Below are 25,975 nucleotides of genomic sequence, written 5' to 3' on the forward strand. Positions count from 1 at the left end.
CTACGCCTCGTGGGCGAACCCGATCGAGGCCCACTTCGGCCCGCTGCGGCAGTTCGGTGAATGGAGTGCCGGCGCCAACCTCGCGACCGGTGCCGAAAGCGCCGGTCACCGCCCGTCCTCTTCCCCTTCCTCGGTAAAGGGGCGCACCGCGTCCAGCAGGCCCCTCAACGCACCGGTGAGCATCCCGACCTCGGCGACGCGCTGGGCGTACGGGTCCTGCGCGTACTGGCGCTCTGCGGCCGCGGCCTGCTCGGCGACGTTCGCCAGGACTTGTTCGGCGGCCTGAGCCGCGGCGCGCAGGGTTGCACGTTCCTTATTGCCGGGCATGTGATCTCCCCTGGATTCGGCCGCTGGGCGCAGCATTGCCCGAAATGCTTCGGCGTCCCCGTCGGCCGCATTCTCGGCGGCCTGGACCAGTTCCTTCCTGCCCCCAGGGAAGTTCGGGTACCCAGCTTGGCGAGACCTGCCTTCTTCAGCTTTTCCTGCGTCGCTCAGATCGGCTTCCCAAAGGGCCCACGAGAATAGACGGGCACCTCCTACAGTAGGTCCACGTTGCTGAGATCGGCTCCCTCAAGCCTGGGTGCTGGCTGCGATCGTGTTCGTGGCGACGTCTGGCTGCACGTGGCTGCAATAGCGCTGCCTGGTGCTCGAGGAGCTCGGTGCCCGCGGCGAGCTGGATCGGTCCCGCCTGTGCGATCGACTCGCTAGTGCTCTGACCACATTGGTTCGCCGGGTTGGTGGTCGGGGCGGTTGGATGTTGCGTGACGTCCGATGCGAGTGCTGGGGGTGCGGTGGCTGAGCCTGTCCGCGTGCGCAGGTTGACCGACCAGGAGGGGCAGAAACTGCAGCAGATCGTGCGCCGGGGCAGCACCAGTTCGGTCCGCTTCCGACGCGCGATGATGCTGCTGGCGTCGGCCGGCGGGAACCGGGTCCCGGTGATCGCCCAGCTGGTGCAGGCCGACGAGGACACCGTCCGGGATGTGATCCACCGGTTCAACGAGATCGGCCTGGCCTGTCTGGACCCTCGGTGGGCGGGAGGCCGTCCCCGCCTGCTCAGTCCTGACGACGAGGACTTCGTCGTTCAGACGGCCACCACCCGCCCGACCAAGCTCGGCCAGCCCTTCACTCGCTGGTCCATCCGCAAACTGCTGGCCCACCTGCGGAAAGTCCATGGGCGGGTCATCAGCATCGGCCGCGAGGCGTTACGCCGTCTGCTCGCCCGCCGCGGCATCACCTTCCAGCGCACCAAGACGTGGAAGGAGTCCCCGGACCCCGACCGCGAGGCAAAGCTGGACCGGATCGAGGAGGTCCTGGACCGCTTCCCGGACCGGGTCTTCGCGTTCGACGAGTTCGGCCCCCTCGGCATCCGCCCCACCGGCGGTGCGGGCTGGGCCCCGGCCAGTCACCCCGAGCGGCACCCGGCGACCTACCACCGCACGCATGGCGTCAGGTACTTCCACGGCTGCTATTCGGTCGGTGACGACACGCTCTGGGGCGTCAACCGCCGGAAGAAGGGCGCCGCGAACACGCTGGCCGCGCTCAGATCGGTCCGGGCTGCCCGACCGGACGGCGCCCCCATCTACGTCATCCTGGACAACCTGTCCGCCCACAAGGGCGAGACGATCCGCCGCTGGGCGAAGAAGAACCGTGTCGAGCTGTGCTTCACGCCGACCTACGCGTCCTGGGCCAACCCAATCGAGGCGCACTTCGGGCCGCTGCGGCAGTTCACTATCGCCAACTCCAACCACCGCAACCACACCGTGCAGACCCGCGCCCTGCACGCCTATCTGCGCTGGCGCAACGCGAATGCCCGTCACCCCGACGTGCTGGCAGCCCAGCGCCGCGAGCGCGCTCGCATCCGCAGTGAGAAGGGCATCCGTTGGGGCGGACGTCCCCTCGCCGATGCCGCTTGACCAGCCCGGCGACCTTGCCCGGCCGGGTCCTAGCAGTAGCCGTCCACCCTGGCGCCGGCTGGAGCGAGGTTGGGCCAGGGATGTCCTGCTCTGTCGGAGGCAGCGGACCGTAGGAGGTCAAGAATCGTGCACCCCGGGTAGCCCCGAAAACTCGCGTAGGTGCCGCGGTAGTAGCAGCTCCAGTAGCTCACAACCCGCCGTTGAGTGCGCGCGAAGAAGGCAGGGTTGTCCACGAGGAACTGCCCGTAAGCGAGGTGGCCGCAGGTGCCGGGCGTGGCGAGATCACGGAGCTCATCGCAGATGACGACCAGGATCTCCAAGACGTACTCGCCAACCAGCTGCACCACGAAGGGGACGGCCCACGGGTCCGTGGAACCAACGACCTTCTCCAGGTGTCGCTGCCTGACCACCCCGTCGCAGTGCCTTGAGTACAGGCAGTGCAGAAGCTGCTGTTGGCGCGACGAAAGCGACGCCACCCTGTCAGTTGACGGCTCGTCGTTATAGAGGCGCCCGGGGATCAAAACCTGCTGGCCCTCTACAACGACCGAGAACGAGGCATGCGGCTGGAGCCGAGAATCAGGCATCACCGCCAGGACTGCCTCGGCATCGCTTGCAAGCTCGGCTGGGAACGCCGTGATCAACAGATTGCTGCGGTCGGAAAGCGGCTGCACGAGCCGAGCATAGGCGGATGCCTCGCCAGGTAGCTGGCATTAATGGCCCCACACCCGCCCAACCCGGCGAAGGTATGCGGTCAGAGCACTAGATGCGCAGGCCCTCGACCCGGTCGCCGACGCGCAGTGTGCCGTCCGTGCTGCCGCGGCCGACCTCCACGACCTCCCCCGCAGCACCCGCCGTGGCCGGATGCGGGGCGGATCTGTCACCACCCGGTCACCGGCCCCGATCGGCCTGGTGAGCGCAGGCCCCCTGCCGGCGTCGTCGCGCCGCCGGGACTGTGACGCCTCGTCAGCCGGACCACCGCCGCGATGGCCCACCGCGGGCGCCGGCGTCCTACCGGCCCGCGGCAGCTGTCTCCGCCGGCCGGGTGTCCGGCCTGGCCTGCTGTTCCTTGAATCCCATGCCGAGCGGGCGGGCGAGTCCCAGGACGTCTTCGTCCACCCGCTGCAGATGACGCAGTGCCACCTGAGTGAGCCGGTTTCGCTGCTGCTCCGTCTCCGGCGCCGTCCGCCTTCCGGATCCGGGGGCGTGAGGGGCTTCGGAGTCCTTGTGCGTGGTGGCGGTTCCCGCCTGGGCGTCGAGAGGCTCCCGGCAGTCCCCCTTGGTCTGCAGGCACTCGATGAGCGCGCCGAGGTTGCGGTCTACGCGTCCTGCCGCCTCGGATAGCCGCGCATCGCTCACGATCCCCCGACTGCCTGGCGCGGGCTGGGCGATGGCCGCGAGGTTGCGGGCGTGGTAGGCGGCCGTCTCCAGCAGTCCCAGGACGTAACGGGTGAGCCGCCGGCGACGGCGCAAGGGGGTGATCGGATGGCGCAGCGGCAGCGTGGTGGTCCGCAGATCAGCGAGTGCGCTGTCCAGGGCCCGTGAACGGTGGAGCAGGTCGACGGGGCGACCGCCGCCGAGCTCGGCCACACCCTGGCCGGTCACCTCACGCAGTCGTGAGAGCACTTCGCGGATCTGCTCCTCGGCGCGCTCCTGCGTCCGCACCGGCAACACCAGCAGGCCCACCACGATCGCGCAGGCGGCCCCCAGCGCGGACTCGCCCAGCCGTATCACGAGCAGGTCCGGGGTGAAGCTGTGCAACAGCGTGTAAAGCAGCCCGATCATCGCGGTGACGAAGAAGGACACCACCGCGTAGGAGATCGCGTAGAAAGTCCCGAACAGGCACAGGATGACCAGCGTAAACGCGGTCCAGGGCTGGGTGCCGACCAGGCCGGCCAAGCCGATTCCGGCCAGGACGCCGAGCAGGGTGCCCACCGGGCGCCGGGACCCTTTGACCAGGATCTCTCCGGCCGAGGAGGTGTTGACGAACACGACCCAGCAGGTGAGGACGGCCCAGTACCAGCGCTGCGGCGACAGCAGTTCGCCACCCACGATCGCCAGGGCGGAGGCGAGGGAAACCTGCACGGCGATGCGGGTGGTCGTGCGTTCCAGGCCGGTCGGTTCGCCCTCCTCCTCGGACTTCTCCCTCAGGGCGTCCTCGGCGTCCAGGACGGCGTTCTCGGTCTGCAGCTCCTCCCGGCAGCGCACGGTCTCGGGGCTGTCATCCGGACTCTCCTCGCTCTCGTCAGGCCCGGTCAGTGCCAGGCGCAGGCCGAGCAGGGCTCGGCTGACCTCGCCGATCGCCCGGAACACGTCCTGCACGGCAGGGGGCGCGTCGGGCAGCCGTTCGTCGTCGCGGTAGCCCAGGAGCCGGTCCCGCACGATCTTCAGGCCGACACCGTGGTCGCTGCCGGGAGCCCGCCCGGCGACCACTTTCAGCGCGTGCAGATCGGCGATGAGACGGTGGACGACCTGCTCGTCGGCCGTGCGCAGCGGTACCGGGACGTCTGGTGGCACGCGGCCGGTGCGCTCGGTGATGTCGCTGGCGACGGGATTGACCCCCTGCAGGCCGAGCGCCCCCGTCAACAGGACCGCGAGGTGTTCGGCGGCGACTTCCGCCTCGGCGATGCGCCGCTGGACATGGGCTGCCGTGCAGTGCTCCCGGATCGTTTCGTCCAAGTGGTCCTGGATCATCAGTGCTGCCTGATGCAGGGCAGCCGTGCGCCGCCTCAGACGGCGCACGGCCCGTTCGGCGCCGGGTGTTCCCGGCTCCTGCCGAGCCAGGTCGATGACTGCCTCAAGGTGCTGCACCAGCCGCGCGCGGAACGCATCGAGCAGTCGTTGCAGGGTGCCCTGAGACGACGTCGGGACGAGCCCGAACCTCACCACCGCGCTGCAGGCCGCACCGATCACCAGCAGCAGGCACAGCTGAGTCAGCCACTGCGGGTGAGGCCTGACGAACTGGGTGATGAAGAACATCTGGAAGGCGATGACGCCCAGCGCGCTGCACCGTCCGCTGAACCGTCGCGCGTAAGCGGCCGCGAAGATGACCAGCACGCAGACCACGTCGCTCACCAATCGGTGATGCGCCAGGAGGGCTCCGAAAGCCAGCGCGGTCAGACCGGTCGGCAGTCCCAGAGCCAGCGTGATCGCCTGATCGCGCCGGTGCGGATCGGAAATGGCGAACGAGAAGACCTCCGCCGCCGTCGCACCGGTGACCAGGAGCGGAAGAGGGATGTGCAGCGCAGTCATCACGACGACGGACAGCAGCACGCTCAAGACGATGCGCAGCGCGTTCAGCAGCCGGATGAACCCGGGATCGGAGGCGACGACCCGGTCCCACGCGGACGTCCAGACATCCCCCACCTGCCCGGCCAGCCCCACAGTGCCTGCGGGTACTCGTTGTCGGGCGGTGTCCTGGTCCGTGGCTGGGCCTCCCGAAGCGTTCCGGCCCCCGGTAACGGCTTTTGCGGCCGCCGACCGGCGTGCAGGCGGGGGCATCCGGCGTGGCCCGGGCACCCTCCAGCAGACGGGTACCCGCATACACCGCGATCACCGTGTCCCGTCGGTGGCTGCACCTCCCTCAAGACTGCCAGTCCTCGCCCGGCGTGACACCCGGCGCGGCGTTGATCTTGCCGGTCTAAGGGTTCCGCGTCGGCCGTCACCGTCCAGCGGTCCCTCCGGGGCGTGCCGAACATGCCGCGCTACGCCCTGCGAGGTCCACCGGCGTAGAGGGCTTCGCCGGAAGGGGGCGTTCCATGAAACCGCAGGTACGCGATCCGATCACGCGCATGGTGCGCCATGGCGGCCGGCTCCGGGCGGTGACGTCCGATGACCGCCCACGTCGAACGCCTGCTGACGGCCGGCAGCCTGACCGGGGCGCACGGTGGCATCGTCGTGGCCGGGTGTGGGTAGGTCACCGGCGCGCTGCGACGCCAGGGCCTGTCTCACGGCCACGGCTCCGTGGGCCGTACCGTGTCGAAGGCGAGTCCGCTGGAGCTCTCGCCCGTGCCGGGGGCCTTCTCCCTGCGTACCCAGCTGTGCCAGGAACCGTCGAACCAGCGGGCCAGCACCGGGCGGCGGGTCACGTACGCGCCGTCGCGCGGCACCTCCTCCTCGTGCAGCCACAGTCCGGGGGCGATCAGCCGGCCCTCGGGCCGTGCGGCGAGGCCGGGGCCGGTGAGCGTGGCCAGCCGGAACCGGATCTGGTCGGCTCGGACCGGTTCCGGGACCAGCGGGAACCAGTAGTCCGGTACGACGGTCTGCACCGCGTACGCGGGTAGTTCCCCGGCCACGGACGGCTCGGGAGGTACGCCGCGCGCCCAGCGGTCGCGGCGGTCGACCGGTTCACCGCGGCCGTCGGTGTAATGGTGCTGAACGGCCCACGCCAGGTTGGCCAGTTCGTCGCGGGCCAGGACCACGTGTTCCAGGGGCTGTCCGGCCTGGCCGCGTTCCGTGGGCAGGATCAGCAGTCCGGACGCCGCCGGGTGGTCCGGGTCGGGGCTGTCCAGGGTGAACATCGACCAGGACGAGTCGTCCCGGCCGGCGCGCCGGACCAGGTGATGGCGGCCGAACACATCGCGCACCAGCAGCTTGTCCATGATGGTCAGGGACGCGGTCGGCACCTCCAGCGGCACCAGGAACCAGTCGTTGCCGTAGACCGTGGCGAACGAGATCAGCAGCAGGCGGCCGGTGTCGAGGGTGGACACGTCCGCCGCCCCCAGGTCGACCCGGGCGTCCTCCATCTCCCAGAACCGGTCGGCCGGCAGGCCGCCGTAGCGCACGGTCGAGGGCAGACCCTCCTCGGTGAACGCGTGTGGCTGCCCCTGCGGTGCGGCCTCGATGTCGGGGTCGGGGTGCACGTCCAGGCTGTACCAGTCCAGGCCGTCGCCCTGGTACTCCTCGGCGCGCAGCACCGTACCGCCGGTGGACAGCTCGGCGGCGTACTCCAGTCGATGCGGGTCGAAGCAGTCCGGGCCGCGCTCCGCGAGTTGTGTGTCCCACCAGTGCCGCCAGCGTGCGGCGACCTCGCCGACTCGTGGGTCCGGTCCGCCGTCGAAGGTGCCCGCGTCCAGTGCCGCCGCCACCGATGCCGCGTCGGGCATCCGGCCGTCGAGCAGGCCGATCAGGCTGGTGTCCGCATCGCCGGCCTGGAGCCGGTGGGGGTCCAGCGCCGCGAGGGCGGCGCTGAGCAGCCCGGCGTCGTCGGACATCCGCAACAGCGCGGCGCCGCCCTCGGCGCGCAGCCGCTCGTCGACCTGGACGGGCTCGTCCTCGATCCAGGTGTCCAGCGGGCCCTGGCCGAGTTCGTAAGGCACCCAGTCGGTCGCTCCGGCCGGGCGCCAGGCGTCGACGGGCGCGCTGCTGCCGGTCATCCGGACCACCGCCGGAGAACCGGCGTCCTGGGCGGTGAACTCCCCGAACTGCCACTGCCGGGTGAGCAGCCACAGCGGGTCGTGCACCTTGGCGGCCAGGCCCGACTCGACGTCGGAGGCCTGGTGCCGGGACTCCAGCCGGAAGGGGCCGTCCGGGTCGGTGCGGGGCCTCTTGGTCTCGACCCTCGCCAGGGCCTGTCCGGTCGCTCCCCGCTGGGAGATCCGGATGCCGGGGAGGAGGGAGCCCATCAGGGGCATGTCGTCGCAGTCGACGGCGCGCAGTTTGCCCAGTTCGAGCGTCTCGCGCAGCACCTGCACCAAGCCGTCGGCGGTCCAGCCGCGGCTCAGGTCCGGCGGAACCGCGATGAGCACGCTGTGCGGGGCCTTCGCGTCCGGGCGGTCGTAGTGGAAGGCGACGCCCGTCAGTTCGGTCTGCGGGGCCGGCCCGGGTCCCGGCGGCTGGTCCGAACCGGGGAGGAGTTCGATCCACTCGTCGAGTACGACGCCGGTGAAGGCCGCGTTCGGCGTGAGGTCGGCCGGTGCGTGCCAGACCAGGTGAGTGGTGGCGGGCGGGCGCTGCCCGGCCGGGAAGGCGCCGCCGATCCAGGCGTCGCCCTCGGTCGTCGGATGCTGGGCGGCACGCAGCCGTTCCACGCGCCCGGCCCGGGTTCCGGACAGCAGAAGCGTCTCGTGCAGGGTGCGCACCATGGGCCGTACCGCCGCGTTGCGGCGCAGCCAGTCCTCGATGTCGGCGCCGGGAAGGCCGCCGCGTCCCGCCGGCGGCGGGGCCGGGCCGGTGAGTGCGGGCAGCAGCGGGATGTCCGTGCCGAGCACCTCGGACAGCTCCGTCCGGGCCCTAGAGAGCCAGGAGTCGGCCGATTCCGGCACGACCTGCTCCGCTGCCAGCCGGCGCACCTCGGCCTCGGCGGGGTGTCCGGCCACCAGCGGGCTCGCGGCGAAGGCGGCGAGCCGGGTGCGCAGTCCCGCCGTGTCGGCCGAGCGGCCGCCCGGGTCCTCGGGCAGGTGCGACGGCAGCAGCGGCTGCGCGGTGGACAGCAGGGAGCGGATCCGGGCCGCCCGGCCGCGCAGCCCGCTCCAACCGGGGCCGGTGAACTCGACGGACGTGTCCGGCGCGACGCCCATCGCGCTCCGGACCGCCGCGCGCAGCGCGGAGGGTTCGGTGGCGGCCGCGTCCAGTACGGTGCTCAGCGCGCCCGACCCCAGGCGGTCGGCGGTGAGTTCGAAGGGGCGGGCGCCCTCCTGCCCGTCGCCGAGTCGCCCGGCGAGTGTCCAGCCGGTGGCCGGCCCGAGCAGCTGGGCGACCCAGGCCTCCAGTGCGGGCTGCAGCGCGGCGAGCGGATCGGCGGCCCAGCCGGTCGGCCCGGTCGATTCGGCCGGGAGCAGCACGGCCGTTCGGTGCGTCAGGGCGCGGGCCCGGTGCGGGGGGCGCAGGACACGGAACGTGTCCGGCACGTCCTCGCCGCGGCCGAGGGTGTCGGCGGTCAGGCCCGCGCGGATCGGGCTCCCGCCCACCAGGTCGTGGACGCTCTGGGCCAGCACGAGGTCCCCGGCCGCGTCCAGCGCCTGGGTGAGGTCGTCCAGCAGCGGGTTCACCGCCGCCCGGTCGCTGTCCGACGCGACCACCGGCGCACCGTCGATGACACTGGCCCGGCCGGGCGCGTCGGCCCCGGCCCGTGCGAGGGCCAAGCCGTCGACGACGTTGCGCGCGGAGACGGCCTCCGCACTGCGCGCCCACAGATCCGCGCCGGGCCCCTGGGCCCCCGTCTCGGGCACGACCGGAAGCGGGAACTGCCGGCGGAACCGTTCGACGAGATGGTCCAGTCCGGCGTCGTGCAGGGCCCGTTCGAACCGGTAGCCCAGCAGCGGGCCCAGGTTCTGTCCCTGGCGTACGCCGCCGAGCAGCCAGCGTGCGACACGGGCGCGGCGGGAGGTGAGGTTGACCGCGTAGCTCCGCTCGTCGGGGTTGCCGAGGAAGCCGGAGCGCAGGACGGCGGCCGTGGCCGCGTGGTGCAGTGAGGGAGCGTGGATGTAGCCGTCCTTCCCGGACACTTCGACGGTGGTCGTCACGTCGTCCAGCTCGATGTCGAGCCGCTCCCTCGGCTCCGGCGGCCGCAGGTCCTCCACCCAGCCGTAGCAGCCGAACCGGACGCCCTCGGCGCCGGACTCCCGCAACTCGGCCAGCCGTCCGGACGCCAGCGAGGTGATCCACGCGTCCAGGCGGTGCGAGTAGACGTCGATGACCTCCAGCAGCAGTTCGGGCAGCCGGGTCACCGGTACGGCGGCGAGGGCCCGCAGTGCCTGCTCGAGCCGGGGCAGCGCGCCCGCGGCACCGGCGGCGGCCGCGACGCGTTCCGCGCGCTCGTGCTCGTCGAGGCCCTCCAGCACGTCGGCCACGAGCTGATCCACTTCGCCGGTGACAGCCAGTGCCCGGCGCAGGGGGTCGTCCCCGGGGTCGAGGTCGTCCAGGAAGGTGGACCAGTTGGGCAGGAGCAGCAACGCGTCGAGGACGCCGCTCAGGCCCGGTTCGCCCTCCGGCGGGACCTCTCCGGGCGTCGCCTCGCCCTCCGGTGGGACCTCTCCGGGCGTCGCCTCGCCCTCCGGCGGGACCTCCCCGGGCGTCGCCTCGCCCTCCGGCGGGGCACCCTCGCCGTCGCCCGGCGGGTTCTCCGCACCTGGCGGGTTCTCCGCACCCGGCTGGTTGCCCTCGCCCGGCTGGTTGCCCTCGCCCGGCTGGTTGCCGTCGCCCGGCTGTTCCGCCACCACCGGCTCGTCCACGACGGGGAGGTCGAAGAACGTGCTGCGCCGAGGCGGGACCTCCCGGCCCGTGGACAGTTCCACCGGCCACTGATGGTCGTACGCCTCGGCGTCCAGCTCGCCCGCCAGGAAGGCCCGTACCGCCCCCAGATAGTCCGCCGTGGCCGTCGCCCGGGCCGGAAACGCCACCGGGTCCGGGGCGAGCCGGGGGACGAACTCCGGGACGCCGGTCGCCTCGTCCAGGCCCCAGCCGAACGAGGTCCAGCCGTCACCGCGCGTGGTCCAGCGCACCAGCCCGTCCGGCGGCAGACCGGGCAGGCCCAGCGGCGCAGGAGGCTCGTCGCGGGGCGTCTTCGGCACGGCGAACGCCGGCCCGTCCATCCGGCGCATGGCCAGGCCGGTCGCCACGGGCAGCCGCTGCAACGCGTTCACCGCGACCTGGTCCACCGGCTTGCCCGGTTCGACGCGTGGGACGACGAACTCCTCACCCGTCTCCTGCGTCACCGTCATGTCCAGCACGGCCCGCCAGCGTTCCCGCAGCCGCATCAGCCAGGGCGCGATCACGCCGTCCACGTCGTCGACGCGTCCGGCGCGCCAGTCGTCCAGCGAGGTGACGGGCAGAACCCCGTACGGCTGGCGGCCGACGCGCAGCATCGGCAGCGGTCCCCGGCCGCGGACGTGCGCGGCGAGGTGCTCGCGGATCGCGCGCCAGGGCCCCTCGGCGGCGCTATGGCTCGTCCCTCGGGTGCCCAGGTCGATCGTCGTCAGCGCGGCCTCGGCGAAGCCCTTGCCGAGGGTGGGCCAGGTGAGCAGGGTCAGCGCGGCGACCGCCGACGGCTCGGTGTCGGCGGCGCCGGGGCAGCCGCGCAGGAACCCGGCGTCCGGCAGGCCGAGCGCGGCCGCCAGCGCGTCGGCCACCGGCCGTTCCCCCGCCTCGGGGTCGGGATCGGGGCCCGGAGGGGCGGGAGCCGAGGACCAGCCGGAGCGGGCGTGCGGAGTGTTGTTGGTGGAGGTGCCGGAGGGCAGCAGGCCGAGCCCGCCGCCGAACCGGTGGCCGTGCAGCAGGTCGCGCAGCCGGGCCGCGCCGTCCGCGGGCGTGTCGTCGCGCACGCCGACGACCAGCAACTGGTCCAGGTTCTCGGTGTTCTCGGGCGGGAGAACCAGCTCGACGCCCATGCCGGCCTTGACCGCTTCGAACCAGTCGGTCTCCCAGCCCTCGTCCTCGGCGCGCAGCAGGCCGATCGGCAGCGGGTCCGGCACCGGACGGCCCAGCTGGTCCACCACCACCTGGCCGCCGAACAGCCCGAGGAAGCGCCAGCGCTTGGGCATCGACGCCATGCGCGGCCGGTGCTCCCGCGGGTCGTCCGGACGTACGGCGGGCGCCGGAGCGCCGGGGCGGCAGGCGCGGACCGCCCAGGAGGCGCGGGCCGGGCGCAGCTCGGTGAGCACCTTCTGCCAGGCTTCCGGGCCCGGATTCTGCCAGTACGCGGTGCCGGCGGCGGCCTCGGCGGGGGTGAGCTCGGGCTCGAACCGGGGGAGCAGGATGTCGTCCGGGTAGATCCTCACCCGCAGGGTGTTCGGCTCCCACCAGATGGTCTCCACCCGCACCGGGAGCAGCGCGATGGGCGCGGTGTTGTCGTCGGGGAACAGTGCCTGGCCCTCGCCGAGGGCACGGGTCAGCTCCTCCTGGGCCTCGGTCACCGCGCTGTTCATCTGGTCGGCCGTGCGCTGAAGGTCCGGCAGGGCCGCCTCGGCCTCGGTGAGCAACTGGGCGCTGGGAGTCGGCTCCAGGACGGGATCCGGGAGACCGGCCTGGATGTGCGCCTGAAGGCGCCGCACCACGGCCTCCTTCTCCTCCACGAGGGCCCGCGCGGTGTCCGCTGCGGTGCGTGCCTGGTCCAGCTGTGCGCGGGCGGCGAACGCGTCGGTCATGTCCCCACTGCTCCTGTCCTCGGCACGGTGGTCATCCGCCCAGCAACGTGGCTGCGCGGAAGGCCAGTTGGAAGGGCTGTTGGAAGGCGATGCGGGCCATGTCGGCCGCGTCCCGGGCCCATGCCGGCGGGTCGGGTGGGGACAGCCGGGTCGGCGTGGCGGGCGCCTGGCCGAGCTGGACGAAGGACGCGGGTTCCACGCCGATGCCCTGCCAGGTCAGGTCGGCCCAGGTCTCCATCTCGGTGGGCTGGTCACCGGAGTCGAACCCGAACTGGGTGCCGCGCATCGGTTCGCGGAACACGAAGAGCCATTCCTCGGTGCGGGCCCGCTCCTTGTCGAGGCCGGGGAACAGGTAGAGCACGGTGGACTCGTCCAGCGCCAGCGCGGTGGCCGGCACTCCGTCGAAGGCGGGCGGCAGCTTGCCGTTCACACCCCGTACGGCGAGCAGGGCGGTGCCGGGGAAGCGGTGCAGCAGCCGGCCGCGCACGAGCAGCGCCAGATCGCCCTGGCCACCGGTGCGCAACTGGCTGCCCAGCGGGGCGTCCGGCGGCCACAGCGCGATCTCCTCGACGTCGGCGCCGTCACCCGGCCAGAACCGGGCGAACGGGGTGCCGCGCTGGTCGGTGGGGAACTGCCGCCACAGCAGCTCGCGGTTGAACTCGTGGTTGAGCCCGACCAGCAGCGCCGCGATGAACTCGGGGTTGGTCTCCAGCAGGGTCACGGTGTCCGGCGGCAGCGCGCCGATGCCGGGCAGCGCCCATTCCGGCCAGCGGGCGAGCAGTTCCCCGGCGATCGGCACGGTGAACTTCGGATGGGCCATGATCGGCCGGAGCGGCCGGTCGTCCTCCGCGCGCTCCGCCCAGAAGTCGGCGGGGATACGGTCGGCCATCCGCAGCACGTGCAGCCGCATGGGGCTGAGTCCGGCGCGCAGTTCGCCCGGCAGGCCGGCCTGCGGGGACGCCTCGTCACTGATCACGCCCATGTTCCTCAGCGTCCGCGTGAGGAACGGCTCGGCCGCCTGCCCGGCGGCGGCCTGGCCGTCCGCGCCGCGCCGGGCGCGGCGGGCCAGTGCGCCGTTGGCGCGGGTCAGCCGCGCGAAGGAGGTACTGGCCGTGCCGGCCGGCACGGCCTCGGCCGAGGCCAGCAGGGTGGCCAGCGTGGTCGGTTCCGCGCCCGGCTGCGTGGCGGACACCGGCACCCGCCCGCTCACCGGCGCCATGACGGTGACCAGGTCGGCGGGTCCCAGCGGGTCGAGGTGCTTGTGCTGGGCCTGCTCCGCGACGACGGCCGCCAGTTCGCTCGCCGCCAGCAGGCGGTTGGCCTGCCGGATCTCGCCGACCTGCTCCCAGGCCCGGGCCATCAGGAACTCCTGCTCCAGCTGCACATAGCGGCAGCCGAGCGCGGCGGCGACTCGTCGGCGGACCTCCAGGTTGAGGGTGCTCATCCAGGTGCCGGGCTCGGCGGGCACGGTCTGTTCGCCGGTGTGGTGGCTGCCGTAGAGCGGCGGGGCGACGGCGATGACGTCCCGGTCCGCGGCGTCCTCGTCGCCGGCCGCCACGGTCTCGGCGCGGTGCAGGGCCGGCGCGTCCACCCGTTCGCGGAGCAGGGCGCGGAAGCGGTCCTGGGCGGCGGGGTCGGACCAGGTCTCGGGCGCCGCCGTGCCGGGCGCCCGCAGTGCGCCGTCCAAGGCGACGGTGGCCGGACCGGCGGCCTCCTCGGCGGGCCAGGGGTGGCCGACGTCGATGATCCGGGTGCCGAGTCCGGACTCGGCGGCGGGCTGGAAGCGCAGCCGGCGGGCGAGTTCCTCGAAGGTGCCCGCTCGCCCTGTGCGGAAGGTCCACCAGTGGTAGACGGGCAGGTCGACGGTGTCCCGGCCCGGGACGGGCCAGGCGCCCGCTGTCGCATCCGCCCCGGGTGCCGCGTTCAGGCCCGCGTCCCGCCCGGCGGCCGTGACGGGCACCACCGCGGCGATCCATCCGCGGTCCGGGGCCAGCCGGCGCGGACACAGCAGACGCCCGACGACACCGGCCGAGTGGTCGCGCGCTCCTCGTTCGGTGAGCTGCCGCGCACGCTCGACGTCGGTGACGTCGTCGGGCAGCCGCGCCTCCACGTGCGTCCAGGCCCACCGTTCGGCGAGTGGGGGCAGTGCGGCCACCGGGGCGGTGAGGACGGGCAGCGGGTTCGCGGCGCGCGGTGGGGCGGCCTCGTCCTCGGCCAGCACGATCAGCGCGATCCAGGGCTGCGGGCTGGGTTGGGGCAGTGTGGGGACGGTGCCCGGGGACAGCAGCCACGGCAGGTCGGCGTGCGCCAGCTCGACGCTCGCCATGACGTTCTCCGCGGCGTCGGCCGTGCCGGGCGGCGGCTCCTCCCGCAGCACCATCGACCGGTCGAAGCCGAGCACGTCGCCCGGTCCCACCAGGGACAGGGTCGGTCCCGTCACCTGCGGCGCCTCGTGGCGGCCTTCGATGTCGAGGGCGAACCGCACCGACGTGTGCAGCGCCTGGCCGTCGGCCGAGGCACCGGCGCCGACGCGCGCCGAGGAGAAGAACCACCGCGTGCTCATGAGTCGCTCCCGACGGGTTCCTGCGGCGTGCCGCGCCCGCCCGGCGCGGTCATCGCCCCAGCTCCCAGGTCTCGACGAGCCGCAGCGTGTCCCGCGGCGCCGCGAGTTGTCCGCTCACCGCCTGCCAGGCGTCGGAGGTGGCGTCGACCAGGGTGACGTCGCGCAGCAGGGGCTTCAGGGAAGCCGCGGCGACCACGCTCAGCGTGGCCGGGCGCGGGCTGACGGCCGCTTCCAGGGTGCGCCACCGTTCCAGCCTCTCGGCCGCGCTGACCCCGTAGACCGCCTCGCGGTGGAAGAACCCCTGCCAGCCGGAGAACTGCCGTTCCGGCAGGGGCGGTTCGTAGCCGGTCTCGTAGCCGTCGTCGACCCGGTGGCCGGCACCGAGCCGGACACCGTCGCCGCTCGCCCGCAGCCCGCCGGCGTAACTGACGAAGGCGGGCTCGGTGAGCTGCGCGTCCTCGGTCAGGTCGAAGAACTCGCCGGGCACGAACCGCTCCGACAGTGAGGGGAGACCGGCGGCGGGCTGGGCCGCGCCGAAGGTGATGTCCTTGATCGTCCAGGTCTGCACGGGTACCGGCCGCCGCTCGAACCGGGAGATCGGCACGCCCAGCGGGACCACACGCTGCCGGACGCGCAGGGTGGCGTCGGGGTGAACCAGGCTTCCCTGGTTCAGTTTCTCGTTCGCGGCGGTGGTGAACACCAGCGCGGTGCGTTCGGCGGCCGGCCGTTCCGCCGCCCAGGCCTTCGTCTGCGTCAGTTCGGCGGTCAGGTCATCGATCGGTTTGCGTCCGGCCTCCTGCCGAACGGGGGGCGGCGAGCCCCAGCGCACGTCGAAGTCCAGGTCGACGTCCCAGAACAGCACGGAGATGCTGCCGGTGCCGAACGCGTGCCAGGGGGCCGGCCCCTCCAGGGTGAAGTCGAGGCTGATCCCGGCCAGTCGGTGGCCGAACGCGCGCACCGCCACTCCGGCCCGTACGTGCACGGAGAACGCGAACGGGTCCAGGACGAACAGCACGTCCAGCCCCAGCCAGCCCTGCACGCCGCAGCCCGCGATCGTGGCGTCCAGCTCGACCTGGCCGCCGAACATCACCGCGTTGCTGGTGACGGCGAAGTAGGCCTCCATGCGCAGTCCGAAACTGTTGCCCGGGGCCAGGTCGACCTGGAGCCTGCTCAGAGCGGGCACCCGCGCCGGGCGCGTGTAGCGGGGGTGGAAGCCGCCGGCCGACAGGACGAACTCCGGCTGCTCGCCGCCGCGTACGAGCAGGTAGATCTCGCCGCGCACGGCCAGGCCGACGATCCACGAGCCGGACAGCGACACCAGCAGCTCGACCAGCGGGACGGCCGGCTCGATACGGCCGAGCACACTGGCCTGGAGGCGGATCAGCGGCAGGACGGGGTCGGGCAGTCCGACGAGCAGCCGCCCCAGCAGGATCGCGCGCGCCGGTGCGGGCAGTTCGAGGATCAGCGCTCCGGAGAGCGACACCATCCGTCCGCCCCAGTTGAGGCGGATCATCGGCCCGACCAGGATGCGCCCGGGAGCCACCGGGAACGCCGAGCCGAGAGATCCGATGATTTCCTGGGCGCGTTCCACCGCGTGGTCGGGGAACAGGACGTGGTCGGCGTTGCCGTCGCCGACGAGCTGTTGCAGCGCGGTGACGTCCGCGCGCCGGTTCAGCCCGACCAGGCCGCCGACCGCGTCCAGCGCGAAGCCGAGGCCGAGTTGGATGCCGGGGGACGGGAACTGGGCGGCCAGCAGTACCAGGAAGCTGGTGGGCGTCGTGCCGTCGGGCGGCCGGAACAGGGCGATCGCCTGGACGCGCAGCACGCCCAGGTCGATCGAGATCAGACCCGCGTAACCCTGGCCGGGTATGTGCGTGACCAGGCCGCCGCCGGAGACGGGCGGCACGTCGAGCTCGGTTCCGATGCCGTCCGGGAACAGTTCGCGCAGTTGACGAGGGTCGAGGCCCGGACGGGTCGTCGAGGCGAACGTGACGGGGAGGTCGATCCCGGCCCCGTCCAGGTGTACGCGCAGCGGCAGGCCCGGCAGCCCGGCGCTGGCCGACACGGACACCGCCAGCCGCGGCCCGCCCCCGTCGGAGGTCAGCTCCAGGGCGGCCCCCCGGATCGAGATGCCGGGGCCGTTCAGCCGTAGCGGCAGGGGGACGTGCAGGCCGCCGGTGCCGAAGCGCAGGCCCTCGACCCGGTCGGCCCGCAGGACGAGCGGCGCGGGCGGACCCGACATCGGGCTGGCCACGCCGAGCCCGAGGAGCCTGGCCAGCGCGGCGGGCAGGACGGCGGCGGTGAACCCCTGCAGTTCCAGCTCGAACGCCGCGGGCGTGCCGGGGTCCGAGGTCACGGCGAGCGCGATGCCGTCGACGCTCAGCCCCGGCCCGTCGGACATTCCGGCGGTGAGCCGGCCGCTGCGCCGCATCCGGATCGCCGCGGTTCCGCCGGGTGGCGCGGGCGGCAGGCCGGGGCCGAAGGCGGTGTCCCAGCCCTGTCCGGCCGTGACGGTCGCTTCCACGCTCCACGGCCCCCGGGCAGTTTGGGGCAGGGTCAGAGTCGCCCCCGGGGTGACCACGACGTCGAACACCGGTCCGTCCGGGGTCACTCCGAGCACGGCGCGCCCGCCCGCCGCTCCGGACGGGTCGGTCAGCACCAGCGCCACGCCGAGCGGCGCGCCTGGTGCCCGCCGCCACCCGTGCAGCCGTACGGGCGACGCGGCGTCCAGGTCGCCGAGCATCTCCCGTACCAGCTCCACCAGTGAGTTCCCGGCGGGCAGCCGGTCGTGCACGTCGAGCAGCCGTCCGGCGAGCACCGTTCCCGCGGCCGAGGGGTCCTCGCCGACCTCCGGCAGGGTGTGGACCAGGCTGTCCACGGCGTCCTTGGCCAGCGCGCGCAGCGGGCCGGCGACCTGCTGGAGGAGTTCGTGCGGGTCCATGACGGCTCACACCTGATGGGCTTCGCCGTTGTCGATCACCAGCGCGCCGGCCATGGTGCCGACGCCCAGCCAGCGGCCGTCGGGGCTGAACCCGATCGTCAGCACCTCCTCGGTGGGCACGGTGTACAACTCCCTGCCGTCGAGGTTGAACAGCCGTACGACGTTGTCCATGGAGGCGCTGGCCGCGAGCTTGCCGTTGGGGCTGAACGCCACGTGCGTGACGGCTCCGAAGCCCGGGTCCGGGGCATCGGGTGCCAGCACGGGCGCCCGGCCCCTCTCGTCCCCGGTGTCCGCGTCCTGGATCCGGGCGAACCCGTCGGAGCCGCCGACCACCGTCCACTTGCCCTGGGGGTCGAACGCCAGGCAGGTCGGGAAGGTGAGCCGGTTGTCGACCTCGTCCGGGGCGGGCCACACCTGCCGGCCGCCCTGCGCCTCGAACATCCGGACCGTGTCGTCGGCCGCGCAGCACAGCACCCGGGCCCCGTCCGGGGCGAACGCGACGGCGAAGACGGCGTTGTCCGGGGTGAGCCGCCCGATCTCGGTACCGGTGGCCAGCTCGTGCACCCGCGCGGACCCGGCGTTCCGGTGGTTCCCGCCGTGACGTTCGTCGACGGCCAGGGCGACCCGGGTGCCGTCCCGGCTCACGTCCAGACCGGCGATCAGCGGCGGGTCGACGGTGATCCGCTGCTTGAACTCCCCGGAGGCCTGGTCGAGTACGGCGACCAGGGTGTCGGTGGCCGCGACCACCCGCCCGTCCGAGCCGAACCGTACGGTGTTCACCGATGCGCCCGGATCGAGGGGGCCTTGCCAGACTGCCGTGCCGGTCGTGCTGTCCCGCAGGGAGACCTGCTCGAAGTCGGCCACGGCGAGCCTGCCGCCGTCCGGGCTGAAGGCGATGCCCGTGACGGCACCGCCTACCGTCATGTCCAGCGGTGTCCCGATGTGGGTCGGGCGCACCCGCAGGAGGGTGTCGCTGCCACCACTGGCGAAGCGCTTGCCATCGGGGCTGAAGGCGATCGCCTGGCAGGAGCCGTCGTGCTTGACCTCCAGTGCCACGGTACCGGGCTCACTCATGACCGGCTCCTCCTTGTGTCTGACCGACCCCCTGCCCGACCGGCCGCGGTGCGGCGTCGAACCTCGGGGCTCCGTGGCGCACGGTCACGGGGCGCCGTCGCCGGGCCAGGACGGGCGGGTGCGCCCCGATGCCACGGGCGAGTTGATGAACTGCCGGTAACCGCCGAACACGGGAACGTGTGACTGGCGTCGGCGGACACCGCGCTCTTGTCGATGCGCGTCCGCAGCGCACATCCGGCTGCGTGCGCTTGCTGCAACTCACCAGCCTAGTCGCAATTTCGACGCTCGCCACATCGGCCGAGGGCTTCCTGCGCAGGCTCCTCAACCTCAACACCGTGTGCTGAGCCGCACCTCGGTCCGGCCGGGTGCTCAGGTGCCCAACACGGTGAAGCCGCGACCGGAGAGCTGGGCGGCGAGCGCAGGCCTCGCCCTTCGGGCCCATCGCCCAGCACATGCTCAGCGTGGCCAGTTGGGCGTTGGCCGGCCAGGAGGCGAAACAGCCGAAACCGTCGCGGGAGGTGAGCACCGACTCCGTCGCGGGAGGTGAGCACCGACTCCATCTCGTCGAGCCGGGCGTCGCCTCGGTGTCCGCGTCGTCGACCAGCCGGCGGAGCCTGTCGGCGGCGGCCGGGGGGCCGGTGTCAGGCGTCCTCGAAGAGCAGGTCCTCGGGAGGATGCGTCATCCCTACGGTCTGGCCGTTCGCGGTCTCCACGACACGGTGGAGGCCGAGACACCGCTCGCCCGTGGACAGGATGGAGAAGCGGTCCCCGACGCCCGCCAGAAAGGCCGGGAAGCAGGTCAGCGGCATGGTGCCGAGCTGAAGGTAGTCCACCAGCCGGCGGAACAGCTTGGGGAGCAGGACGACGTCGTCCGTCAACGAGGCCAGGCCGGTGATCTTCGCTCCGGTCGTGGTGACGTCGCTCGGCCACAGGCCCCGTCCCGCGTCTCGGGCCTCCTTGGCCACGGTGGTCATCTCCGCCCGCAAGGTGGTGAACAGGCTGCGGTAGAACGTCGGGTACACCAACCCGGCGGTGAGCAGATGGTGGTTGACCGTCGTCCTCAGCACGGTTGCGTCGACGTCCATCTCCAGGCCACTGGTCCCCGGGGGCGCTCCGCGCCCCGCCAGGGCGATGCAGCGGCCGTGGACATCGGTACCGCGGGTGAGGACGAACCCGGGAACCGTCTCCGGGGTGGTGGCGGTCACGCTCTCGTCCGGACCGTGCTGGACATCGGTGAAACCCAGCCAGCCCAGCAACTCGTCGCGTGCGGCGTGAGCGAACTGCAGCGGCTGGTGGACACGGCTCGCGCCGTAGTGCGTCTCGAGTGCGTCGATCGCGTCCAGCCGCAGTGACGCGCGGCCCGTCACGCTGTGCTCGACGGCGCGGCCCAGCCCGCCGCCGACCAGGCTCCACTCCGCGGGGTTGTCGGCCGTGAAATGGACCGTGTCTCCGTCCGGCTGCGAGCCCTTGACGTCGTAGAAGCCCTTGATGAGCAGCATGGGCATGGCGACTCCTCCGCGGATTCAACGGTGCGTGTCTGCAGACGGCTTCAGCCGTAGCCCCACCGGTACGGCCCGTCGACCTCTGTTTCGCATGGTGCGCCTCCCTGACCGGTTCGCATCAGCGCGGGAGCACGGTCACCAGTTGGGAGGCATGTCGGACCCGAAACGGCCACCGGCCGGGCGCTTTTCGAAGTGCAGGTGGGGTCCGGTGGCGTTGCCGGTCGAGCCCACTTTGGCGACCTGTTGCCCCGCCCGGACGGGACCACTGGTGACGTCCCGCTCAGAGAGGTGGCAGTACCAGTAGTCGAAACCGCCCGATCTCAGCACGAGGTAGTTGCCGAAGCTGCCGTCCTGCCCGGCGCGAACGGTACCGCTGAGGACGGCGACGCAGGGCGTACCCTTCGCGGCGGCGTAGTCCGCACCCGTGTGGTAGCCCAGGCTCCAGTGGGGTCCCTTCTTGTGGTACGAGGTGGTGACTGCGTGGCCCGGTACGGGAGAGGAGACCTGATGACCCCCGCCACTCGTCGCCGGGACGTGGAGCCGGTCCCAGGACTGCTGGCCGGGTGTGCCGTCGGCGTCACTCGCCGAGAAGCCGAGCTTGTGCTGCCAGGCGGCGTAGGACTCACGGTCGGCGTCGGTCCACTCGGGGCCTGGGCTCGTCCGGTACTTCCCGCACCCTTCCGCGACGAGGCGCTTGCCCATAGCGGTGATGACCGGGCTGTGCTGACCCTTGTGGAAGAACGCCGCTCCGGGGAACGGCTCTTGGGCAGGCATGGCGCCCTCCTCAGTAGGGATGGGGCGGTAGGTGCGGATTTGCCTGCTGGACCCGCGAGATGTCTCCGTATCTCCGCCAGATGTAGTTGATGGCGGCTGCGATGTTCGCAACCGGTTCATAGATCCGGTTCGACGTGCCTGCCTGGTGATTGCCGGCGAAGGCGTCGGGAATCACCTGGGTATAGCCGCGGGAGCAGTTGAGTCTCGCTCCGTCCACCTGCCGCGGCCCCATGGCGTTCACATCGTCCTGGTTCACCGCGTTCGCGTCGAACCGCGATTCTCGCTCGATGAGAGTGAGCAGGTTCGCATCGTTGCCCACCCCGGTCACCCACTCCTTCGGGGCGGCCGTCCGCTCGCATGCCGTCAGGGCGAAAGCACGGGCGGTGTTCCTGTCCCTGCCGATCCCGGAATTCTTCGTGTACTGGACCGCGCTCTTGGCGACGGACCCGGGATGCTGACAGTCCACGGGGAATCCGGCTCTGGCTCCGAGTTTCGTCAGAGACGAGCAGCCGGGGAATCCGTCCGCATCCGGTCCCTCGAAGCCGATGGACCGTTGCCAGGCGGCGTAGGCGGACCTGGTCTGCGTGCCGAAGAAGCCCGTGGCTCCGTCAGGGACACTGAAACCGGCTGCGATCAGTGCTCTCTGCAGGGCCTTGACGTCGTCGCCGGTCTTGCCGAACTGCACGTTCGAAAGGGAGACCATCGCGCCCCTCCTCCGGCGGGAGGTCGGATGCGGTCAGCCGTCGCGCGGGGCCCGCAGACGGGGCACTTCGCGCGGGATTCTCTTTCTCCAGGCTGCCGTTGCGCTTCCTCTCCAGCGTGCGCCTGCCGGGCCTGTCCCGCAAACGGAGCAACGTGTGCCGCGAGCCCTGCCGGCCGCCGGCCGCCGACTGCCGTCAGACGTTGGGGACGTGCAGTGCGTCCCAGCTCGACCGGCCGGGCACGCCGTTGGCGTCACCGCCGACGAAGCCCAGCTTCCGCTGCCAGGCGGCGTAGGACCTTGCATCACCCGCCCCCCACACATCGATCTCGCCGCCGGACCGGTACAGGCCGCAGCCCTCGGCCACGAGCCGGCGGTGCGTCGCGGCGATGATCGGCGACTTCCGCCCGTCCACGAAAAAGGATGCCCCGGGAAACGGTTCGAACGTCGGACGGACGGCGGGCCCCCTGCCCGGCCCGCTCGGACGTCCCTGCGTGAACGCGGGCCAGGACCCGGGATCGACATGGTTGTTCTCCGGGACATGGGCGTGCGCGTACCAGCCGCCCCGGGACCTCCAGACGTCCGGTGAGCGGGCCGGGGTGAAACCGGCCGGAGGACCCATGGGCCAGATGTCCGGCACACCCCAGGAGCGGACCCATGTGTTGAGTTCCCGCCAGCCTTTGCAAGGGGTGTCGGTAAGCCTGGCGAATACCCGGCCGTCGACCCGACAGTGCGGGAAGAACAGAGCTTCTATCTGGATGACGACCTTGCCCGCGCGGTTGGTGCGGGTGCCTCCGGGCCGGTCGTCGAGAGATTTGCTGCGGGAGGTGGCGGGGAAGAACTGGGCGAACGCGCCGGTGAAGGGATCCCACAGGAGATGCGGCGCCACGCCTCTTCCGCCGAGGGTGAAGAAGCTCTTGAGATTGGCGAAGGGCACGAGGTCCTGCGGTGCTGCGGCGGAGGCGTTCCTGTCCGCCGTTATATGCGCGATGGCTCTCGCCGGGAACGCCGGATCACACGGCGCGGGATCGCCCAGGTCCACCGTGACTGCCCCCGGCATCCATATATCGGGCATGTCTCCATAATGCAGAATCCGGCCTGGTTCCGCGAACGGGCCGTGAGCGGGCCGCCGTTCGTCGCGACTCCGGCGACGGCGAACCTCATGCCCGGGGTTTGACGGGCCGTCCGTGTAGGCCGTGCGGAGGCATCCGGATGGTGAGCCGGATGATCACCACGGACGATGGTGCCCGAGTCCCGGCGCAGCACCGTCGAAGGAGAACCCCGTGGTCCAGTTCGCGCACGCCGGCGCCGGAAGGTGATCAGGTGAAGACCCACCACTGGTCCGCCGCCGACCCGCACCCGCCGCCGAGACGCGCCCGGACGGGCACCAGACGGTCACCGGCTGCCTTGGTGGTGATCGTGCTGGTCCTCCTCCTGACGGCGCTGCCGCTGGGGTGGCTCGGCATCGAAGACGTCGGTGAGGCCCTGACCTACACGGGCCGCGTGACCGGTGTCATCCTCGTCCTGCTCTCGATCACCGCGCTGCTGGGTGCTGCCGCGGTCGTGGACCACTGGTTCCGGAACCGCTTCCCCTACTCGGGAATGGTCGCGCTGATCGGCACCGTCGCGGCACTCGCGGCGAATGCCATGCTCCTGTTCGCGACGCTCAGCGATGGTGATTCCACGGCCTACCGTGTGCTGTGGGCATTCCTCACGGCGGGTTCGGCGTGGGCTGTCTTCGCGGTGTGGCGTACCGCGGTCGTGATCCCCGCTCCGAAACGGGTGGCCGCGGCGGTGATCGTCTCCTCGTTCCTCGCGCTGGCCAACTTCGGCTACCAGTACCTCTACCAGCCGTACCAACGCGGAGCCAAGCCCCTCATCGACATGACCGTGGGAAAGCCCCTGCTGAGTCCGGACCGTAAGGCATTCGCCGTGCCGGTCGACATCAGGCTCGAGAACCACAGCGATGTGGGCTTCTACCTGCTCGCCGCCGAGTTCCACGCCATGGGGGAAAAGGTGCCGCTGAGTGCGAGGGACCGGCTTCGCGCCCAGTGGCGTGCCGATGCCGAGCAGTGGAGCAAGTCCACGGAGCAGCACCCGCTCTCCCGCAGGGAGATTCACCAGCGCGGCGAGTTGGTGGCAGCGCAGCCGTGGGTGCCCGTCGGCACCTGGATCGAGGCGGGCGACGCGTTCTACACCAAAACGGTGGTGGAACTGCCCATCAGCACGCCGTACGACCAGTTGGCGTTCTACGCCACCGCGGACTTCGCCCGCAAGGACCGGCTCGGCCTGGAGCAGCTCGCCCCGGAAGGGTACTCGTGGTCCGGCGGCAAGACGCCCCGGTGGATGAAGGAGAAGCAGGACCTCGACACCGTCATCTACCGCGCGAGGGTGCACGAGAACAACGCGATCGCCGCGCACACGATGGACCCCCGCTACGTCACCGTCTACTGGCAGTTCGGCCCGGACGGCGCAGGTGTGAGCGAAACCATCCTGCGTAACGGGGAGGAAGACCGCAAACTCACCGGAACGGAATCGTCCGCGCTGGTGGCCCGTTACGGTCTCGTCACCGCCTCGACAGGCCCGATCGAATGGCCGCTGTGGGACGTCAAGAGCAAGCGGTGACCGGCATGGTGGCACCGGCCGCGCCGGAGTGGTGATCCCATCGCTCCAGCCACATCACCAGGGCGAGCGAGCTGTTCATGCGATCCGAGGAATACGCGTCTCCTATGCCCAGTCGCGCCTCTCTCACTGCCCGGCACAGCGTCTCGATGTCGAACATCTCCGCAACCAGCGGATGCCTCGCGGAGCGGCAGAGGTCCATGAGCTCGTCGCCGTGTGTCCGCAGGCCCCGGGCGTACAGCTCGTTGAAGGGGACCTTGACCGCCCGGCCGCGGATCCGGGGCGGGAGCAGATCCGCCATGGCCTCGCGCAGCACCGCCTTCGGCCGGCCCGGACAGAACGTGGCTTCGGCGGGGAGGTGCCGCATCACCGCGATGACCTCCGGGTCGAGGAACGGATGTGAGAGGAAGAAGCCGTCCTGCCTCGCGCGGCGCCAGGACAGGGGATCGGGAGCGGCAAGGTAGTTGGCCGCGTCGTAGAGGGACTGTTCGGGCCGGCGCCCGAACACGAAGCGGCTCTCCGCGACGCTGGCCTCGCGGTAGCCGTGGGCCCGCGCGAATCCGGACCGCAGCCATGGGGGGCGGGCGAAGCTGCCGAGGCCGCCGAGGACCGTTCCGCGGCGGCGGAGGAGCGCCGTGACCCGTTCGGCCGTCAGCGGGAAGGCCGGCTGCACCACGTAGGCGGAGACGACGTCCCGCACGCCCCGCTCGCTGCCCGCGGCCCAGGCACGGGCCTGCTTCGTCATCTGCCGGAGCTGTCCGGTGCGGGCCAGCCTGTGCAGGTGAAGCGGGTTGGCGTCCACGACCGGATCGGCCCCGCAGCCGGTCATGAGGGTGTCACAGCCCAGTTCCGCCGCAGCGGCATGAAGCCTGCTCCAGAACGGGGCCCGGAAGGCGTGCGCATGTGGCTCGTCCGGATCGCCCGCGTGGTGCTGGAAGTCGTCGAAGTCGGCCATGTCACCGACGTCGACGATCACCTGGCGGGCCGCGGGTCCGTGGCGGCGGATCTCCTCCATCGCCTCGTCGAGGTACGGCTGCTCGCCGGCCAGTTCTCCGCTGTCGAAGCGCCCGGAGAGCAGGACGAGGCCCCCGGGCTGCGCCTCTCCCGTGGCCAGCAGACGCGCTGCGAGCAAGGCGATGCTGGTGGAGTCGGTGCCGCCGGAGACGTGACAGGCGGCCATCGTGCCCATACGGCGCCCGACGGCGTTCTCCAGCGCGCGGCGCAGGTCCTTCGCGGCCTCGCCGGGGCGCGGACCCTCTCCTGCCGGTACCGACGGGGCTTCGGCGGGAGGGACACGCCGCGGTACCCGACCGCGCACCTGCCCGGTGACGGAGAGTTCCACCACCTCGCCGCCCAGGATCCGCTGGACCCCGGTGAACGGGGTCAGTTCCGAGTGCGGTTGCGCCATGTTCCCGGTCAGGTACCGGCAGAAGTAGCGCCGGTCCAGCTCCGCGCCGCCCCCCAGGCGGCGTGCCGAGGTGCTCACCGCACTCACGCGGCCGCCGGACTCCCTCAGGAACAGGGGGATACGTGCGTGCTCGTCCCGCATCAGCAGGATGCGGTCGCGGCACACCAGGACGGCCGCGTAGTCACCGGTCGGGAGACGCGGTGCGGCTCCCGGTCGGCCGAAGTCGCCGAGGAGGCCGCGCGCGCCCGCCGCACGGTCACGCACCGAGCCGACCCAGCCGACGACCACCGCGGTGCCGGCCCCGGAGGAGACCGTCGTCACCAGTCCCTGCCGCGCCATGGCCTCGTCCGCCCAGAGTCTCGGCGCACCACCGGCCCACTCGAGGCGGAGGGCTTCCAT

The 25,975-nt window shown here is 72.1% G+C and carries 14 protein-coding genes and 2 pseudogenes; 3 read left to right on the forward strand and 13 right to left on the reverse strand.

Annotated features, from left to right (window positions below; genetic code table 11):
• Positions 1–105: 105 nt before the first annotated feature.
• Positions 106–327 carry a hypothetical protein gene (locus AB0B40_RS31210; protein WP_362266849.1) on the reverse strand — a complete coding sequence of 74 codons (222 nt, stop codon included), beginning with the start codon at positions 325–327 and terminating at the stop codon, positions 106–108.
• 253 nt (positions 328–580) lie between these two features.
• On the opposite strand from AB0B40_RS31210, the pseudogene AB0B40_RS31215 reads away from it, so the two are divergent.
• Both AB0B40_RS31215 and AB0B40_RS31220 read left to right on the forward strand, forming a co-directional pair.
• A pseudogene (locus AB0B40_RS31215) lies at positions 581–707 on the forward strand (IS5/IS1182 family transposase); the annotation flags it as partial.
• A gap of 84 nt (positions 708–791) precedes the next feature.
• A complete protein-coding gene (locus AB0B40_RS31220) occupies positions 792–1,913 on the forward strand; it encodes an IS630 family transposase (RefSeq protein WP_362266852.1) in 1,122 nt (373 codons plus the stop codon).
• A 29-nt stretch (positions 1,914–1,942) separates the two neighbouring features.
• On the opposite strand, the gene AB0B40_RS31225 is transcribed toward AB0B40_RS31220, so the two are convergent.
• The 11 genes and pseudogenes from AB0B40_RS31225 to AB0B40_RS31275 all read right to left on the reverse strand — a co-directional run bounded on the left by AB0B40_RS31225 (position 1,943) and on the right by AB0B40_RS31275 (position 22,621).
• A complete protein-coding gene (locus AB0B40_RS31225; protein ID WP_362266854.1) occupies positions 1,943–2,584 on the reverse strand; it encodes a hypothetical protein in 642 nt (213 codons plus the stop codon).
• Between the two features lie 337 nt (positions 2,585–2,921).
• Complete coding sequence (locus AB0B40_RS31230) at positions 2,922–5,276, reverse strand: FUSC family protein (protein WP_362266857.1); 2,355 nt, start codon at positions 5,274–5,276, stop codon at positions 2,922–2,924.
• A gap of 581 nt (positions 5,277–5,857) precedes the next feature.
• On the reverse strand, positions 5,858–11,992 hold the full coding sequence (locus AB0B40_RS31235; protein WP_362266859.1) for a hypothetical protein: 6,135 nt from the start codon (positions 11,990–11,992) through the stop codon (positions 5,858–5,860).
• A 31-nt stretch (positions 11,993–12,023) separates the two neighbouring features.
• Complete coding sequence (locus tag AB0B40_RS31240; protein WP_362266861.1) at positions 12,024–14,555, reverse strand: hypothetical protein; 2,532 nt, start codon at positions 14,553–14,555, stop codon at positions 12,024–12,026.
• 49 nt (positions 14,556–14,604) lie between these two features.
• The gene (locus tag AB0B40_RS31245; RefSeq protein ID WP_345047220.1) at positions 14,605–17,496 is read right to left on the reverse strand and encodes a DUF6603 domain-containing protein; all 2,892 of its coding nucleotides are present in this window, start codon (positions 17,494–17,496) and stop codon (positions 14,605–14,607) included.
• Between the two features lie 6 nt (positions 17,497–17,502).
• Entirely contained in the window at positions 17,503–18,570 is a 1,068-nt protein-coding gene (locus tag AB0B40_RS31250) for a PQQ-binding-like beta-propeller repeat protein (RefSeq protein WP_362266863.1), read from the reverse strand.
• Positions 18,571–19,211: 641 nt separating this feature from the next.
• Positions 19,212–20,075, reverse strand: a complete 864-nt coding sequence (locus tag AB0B40_RS31255; RefSeq protein WP_345047223.1) for a nuclease — start codon at positions 20,073–20,075, stop codon at positions 19,212–19,214.
• 132 nt (positions 20,076–20,207) lie between these two features.
• Positions 20,208–20,510, reverse strand: a complete 303-nt coding sequence (locus tag AB0B40_RS31260) for a M23 family metallopeptidase (RefSeq protein ID WP_345047274.1) — start codon at positions 20,508–20,510, stop codon at positions 20,208–20,210.
• 90 nt (positions 20,511–20,600) lie between these two features.
• A pseudogene (locus tag AB0B40_RS31265) lies at positions 20,601–20,834 on the reverse strand (peptidoglycan-binding protein); the annotation flags it as partial.
• 22 nt (positions 20,835–20,856) lie between these two features.
• The gene (locus AB0B40_RS31270; protein ID WP_362266865.1) at positions 20,857–21,549 is read right to left on the reverse strand and encodes a peptidoglycan-binding protein; all 693 of its coding nucleotides are present in this window, start codon (positions 21,547–21,549) and stop codon (positions 20,857–20,859) included.
• A gap of 193 nt (positions 21,550–21,742) precedes the next feature.
• Positions 21,743–22,621 carry a peptidoglycan-binding protein gene (locus AB0B40_RS31275; RefSeq protein WP_362266867.1) on the reverse strand — a complete coding sequence of 293 codons (879 nt, stop codon included), beginning with the start codon at positions 22,619–22,621 and terminating at the stop codon, positions 21,743–21,745.
• Positions 22,622–22,869: 248 nt separating this feature from the next.
• Between AB0B40_RS31275 and AB0B40_RS31280 the strand changes: the two genes are divergently transcribed.
• Positions 22,870–24,171, forward strand: coding sequence for a hypothetical protein (locus AB0B40_RS31280; RefSeq protein WP_362266869.1), 1,302 nt, complete (start codon positions 22,870–22,872; stop codon positions 24,169–24,171).
• On the opposite strand, the gene AB0B40_RS31285 is transcribed toward AB0B40_RS31280, so the two are convergent.
• On the reverse strand, positions 24,155–25,975 hold the full coding sequence (locus AB0B40_RS31285; RefSeq protein WP_345047230.1) for an asparagine synthase-related protein: 1,821 nt from the start codon (positions 25,973–25,975) through the stop codon (positions 24,155–24,157). The genes AB0B40_RS31280 and AB0B40_RS31285 overlap by 17 nt on opposite strands.

The organism is Streptomyces sp. NPDC042638 (assembly GCF_040647235.1).
Classification (GTDB): Bacteria; Actinomycetota; Actinomycetes; order Streptomycetales; family Streptomycetaceae; genus Streptomyces; species Streptomyces rameus.

Coding starts and splice junctions, on each gene's coding strand:
- AB0B40_RS31210 (WP_362266849.1), bottom strand. CDS start 327: ATGCCCGGCAATAAGGAACGTGCAACCCTGCGCGCCGCGGCTCAGGCC.
- AB0B40_RS31235 (WP_362266859.1), bottom strand. CDS start 11,992: ATGACCGACGCGTTCGCCGCCCGCGCACAGCTGGACCAGGCACGCACC.
- AB0B40_RS31240 (WP_362266861.1), bottom strand. CDS start 14,555: ATGAGCACGCGGTGGTTCTTCTCCTCGGCGCGCGTCGGCGCCGGTGCC.
- AB0B40_RS31245 (WP_345047220.1), bottom strand. CDS start 17,496: ATGGACCCGCACGAACTCCTCCAGCAGGTCGCCGGCCCGCTGCGCGCG.
- AB0B40_RS31250 (WP_362266863.1), bottom strand. CDS start 18,570: ATGAGTGAGCCCGGTACCGTGGCACTGGAGGTCAAGCACGACGGCTCC.
- AB0B40_RS31255 (WP_345047223.1), bottom strand. CDS start 20,075: ATGCCCATGCTGCTCATCAAGGGCTTCTACGACGTCAAGGGCTCGCAG.
- AB0B40_RS31270 (WP_362266865.1), bottom strand. CDS start 21,549: ATGGTCTCCCTTTCGAACGTGCAGTTCGGCAAGACCGGCGACGACGTC.
- AB0B40_RS31275 (WP_362266867.1), bottom strand. CDS start 22,621: ATGCCCGATATATGGATGCCGGGGGCAGTCACGGTGGACCTGGGCGAT.
- AB0B40_RS31285 (WP_345047230.1), bottom strand. CDS start 25,975: ATGGAAGCCCTCCGCCTCGAGTGGGCCGGTGGTGCGCCGAGACTCTGG.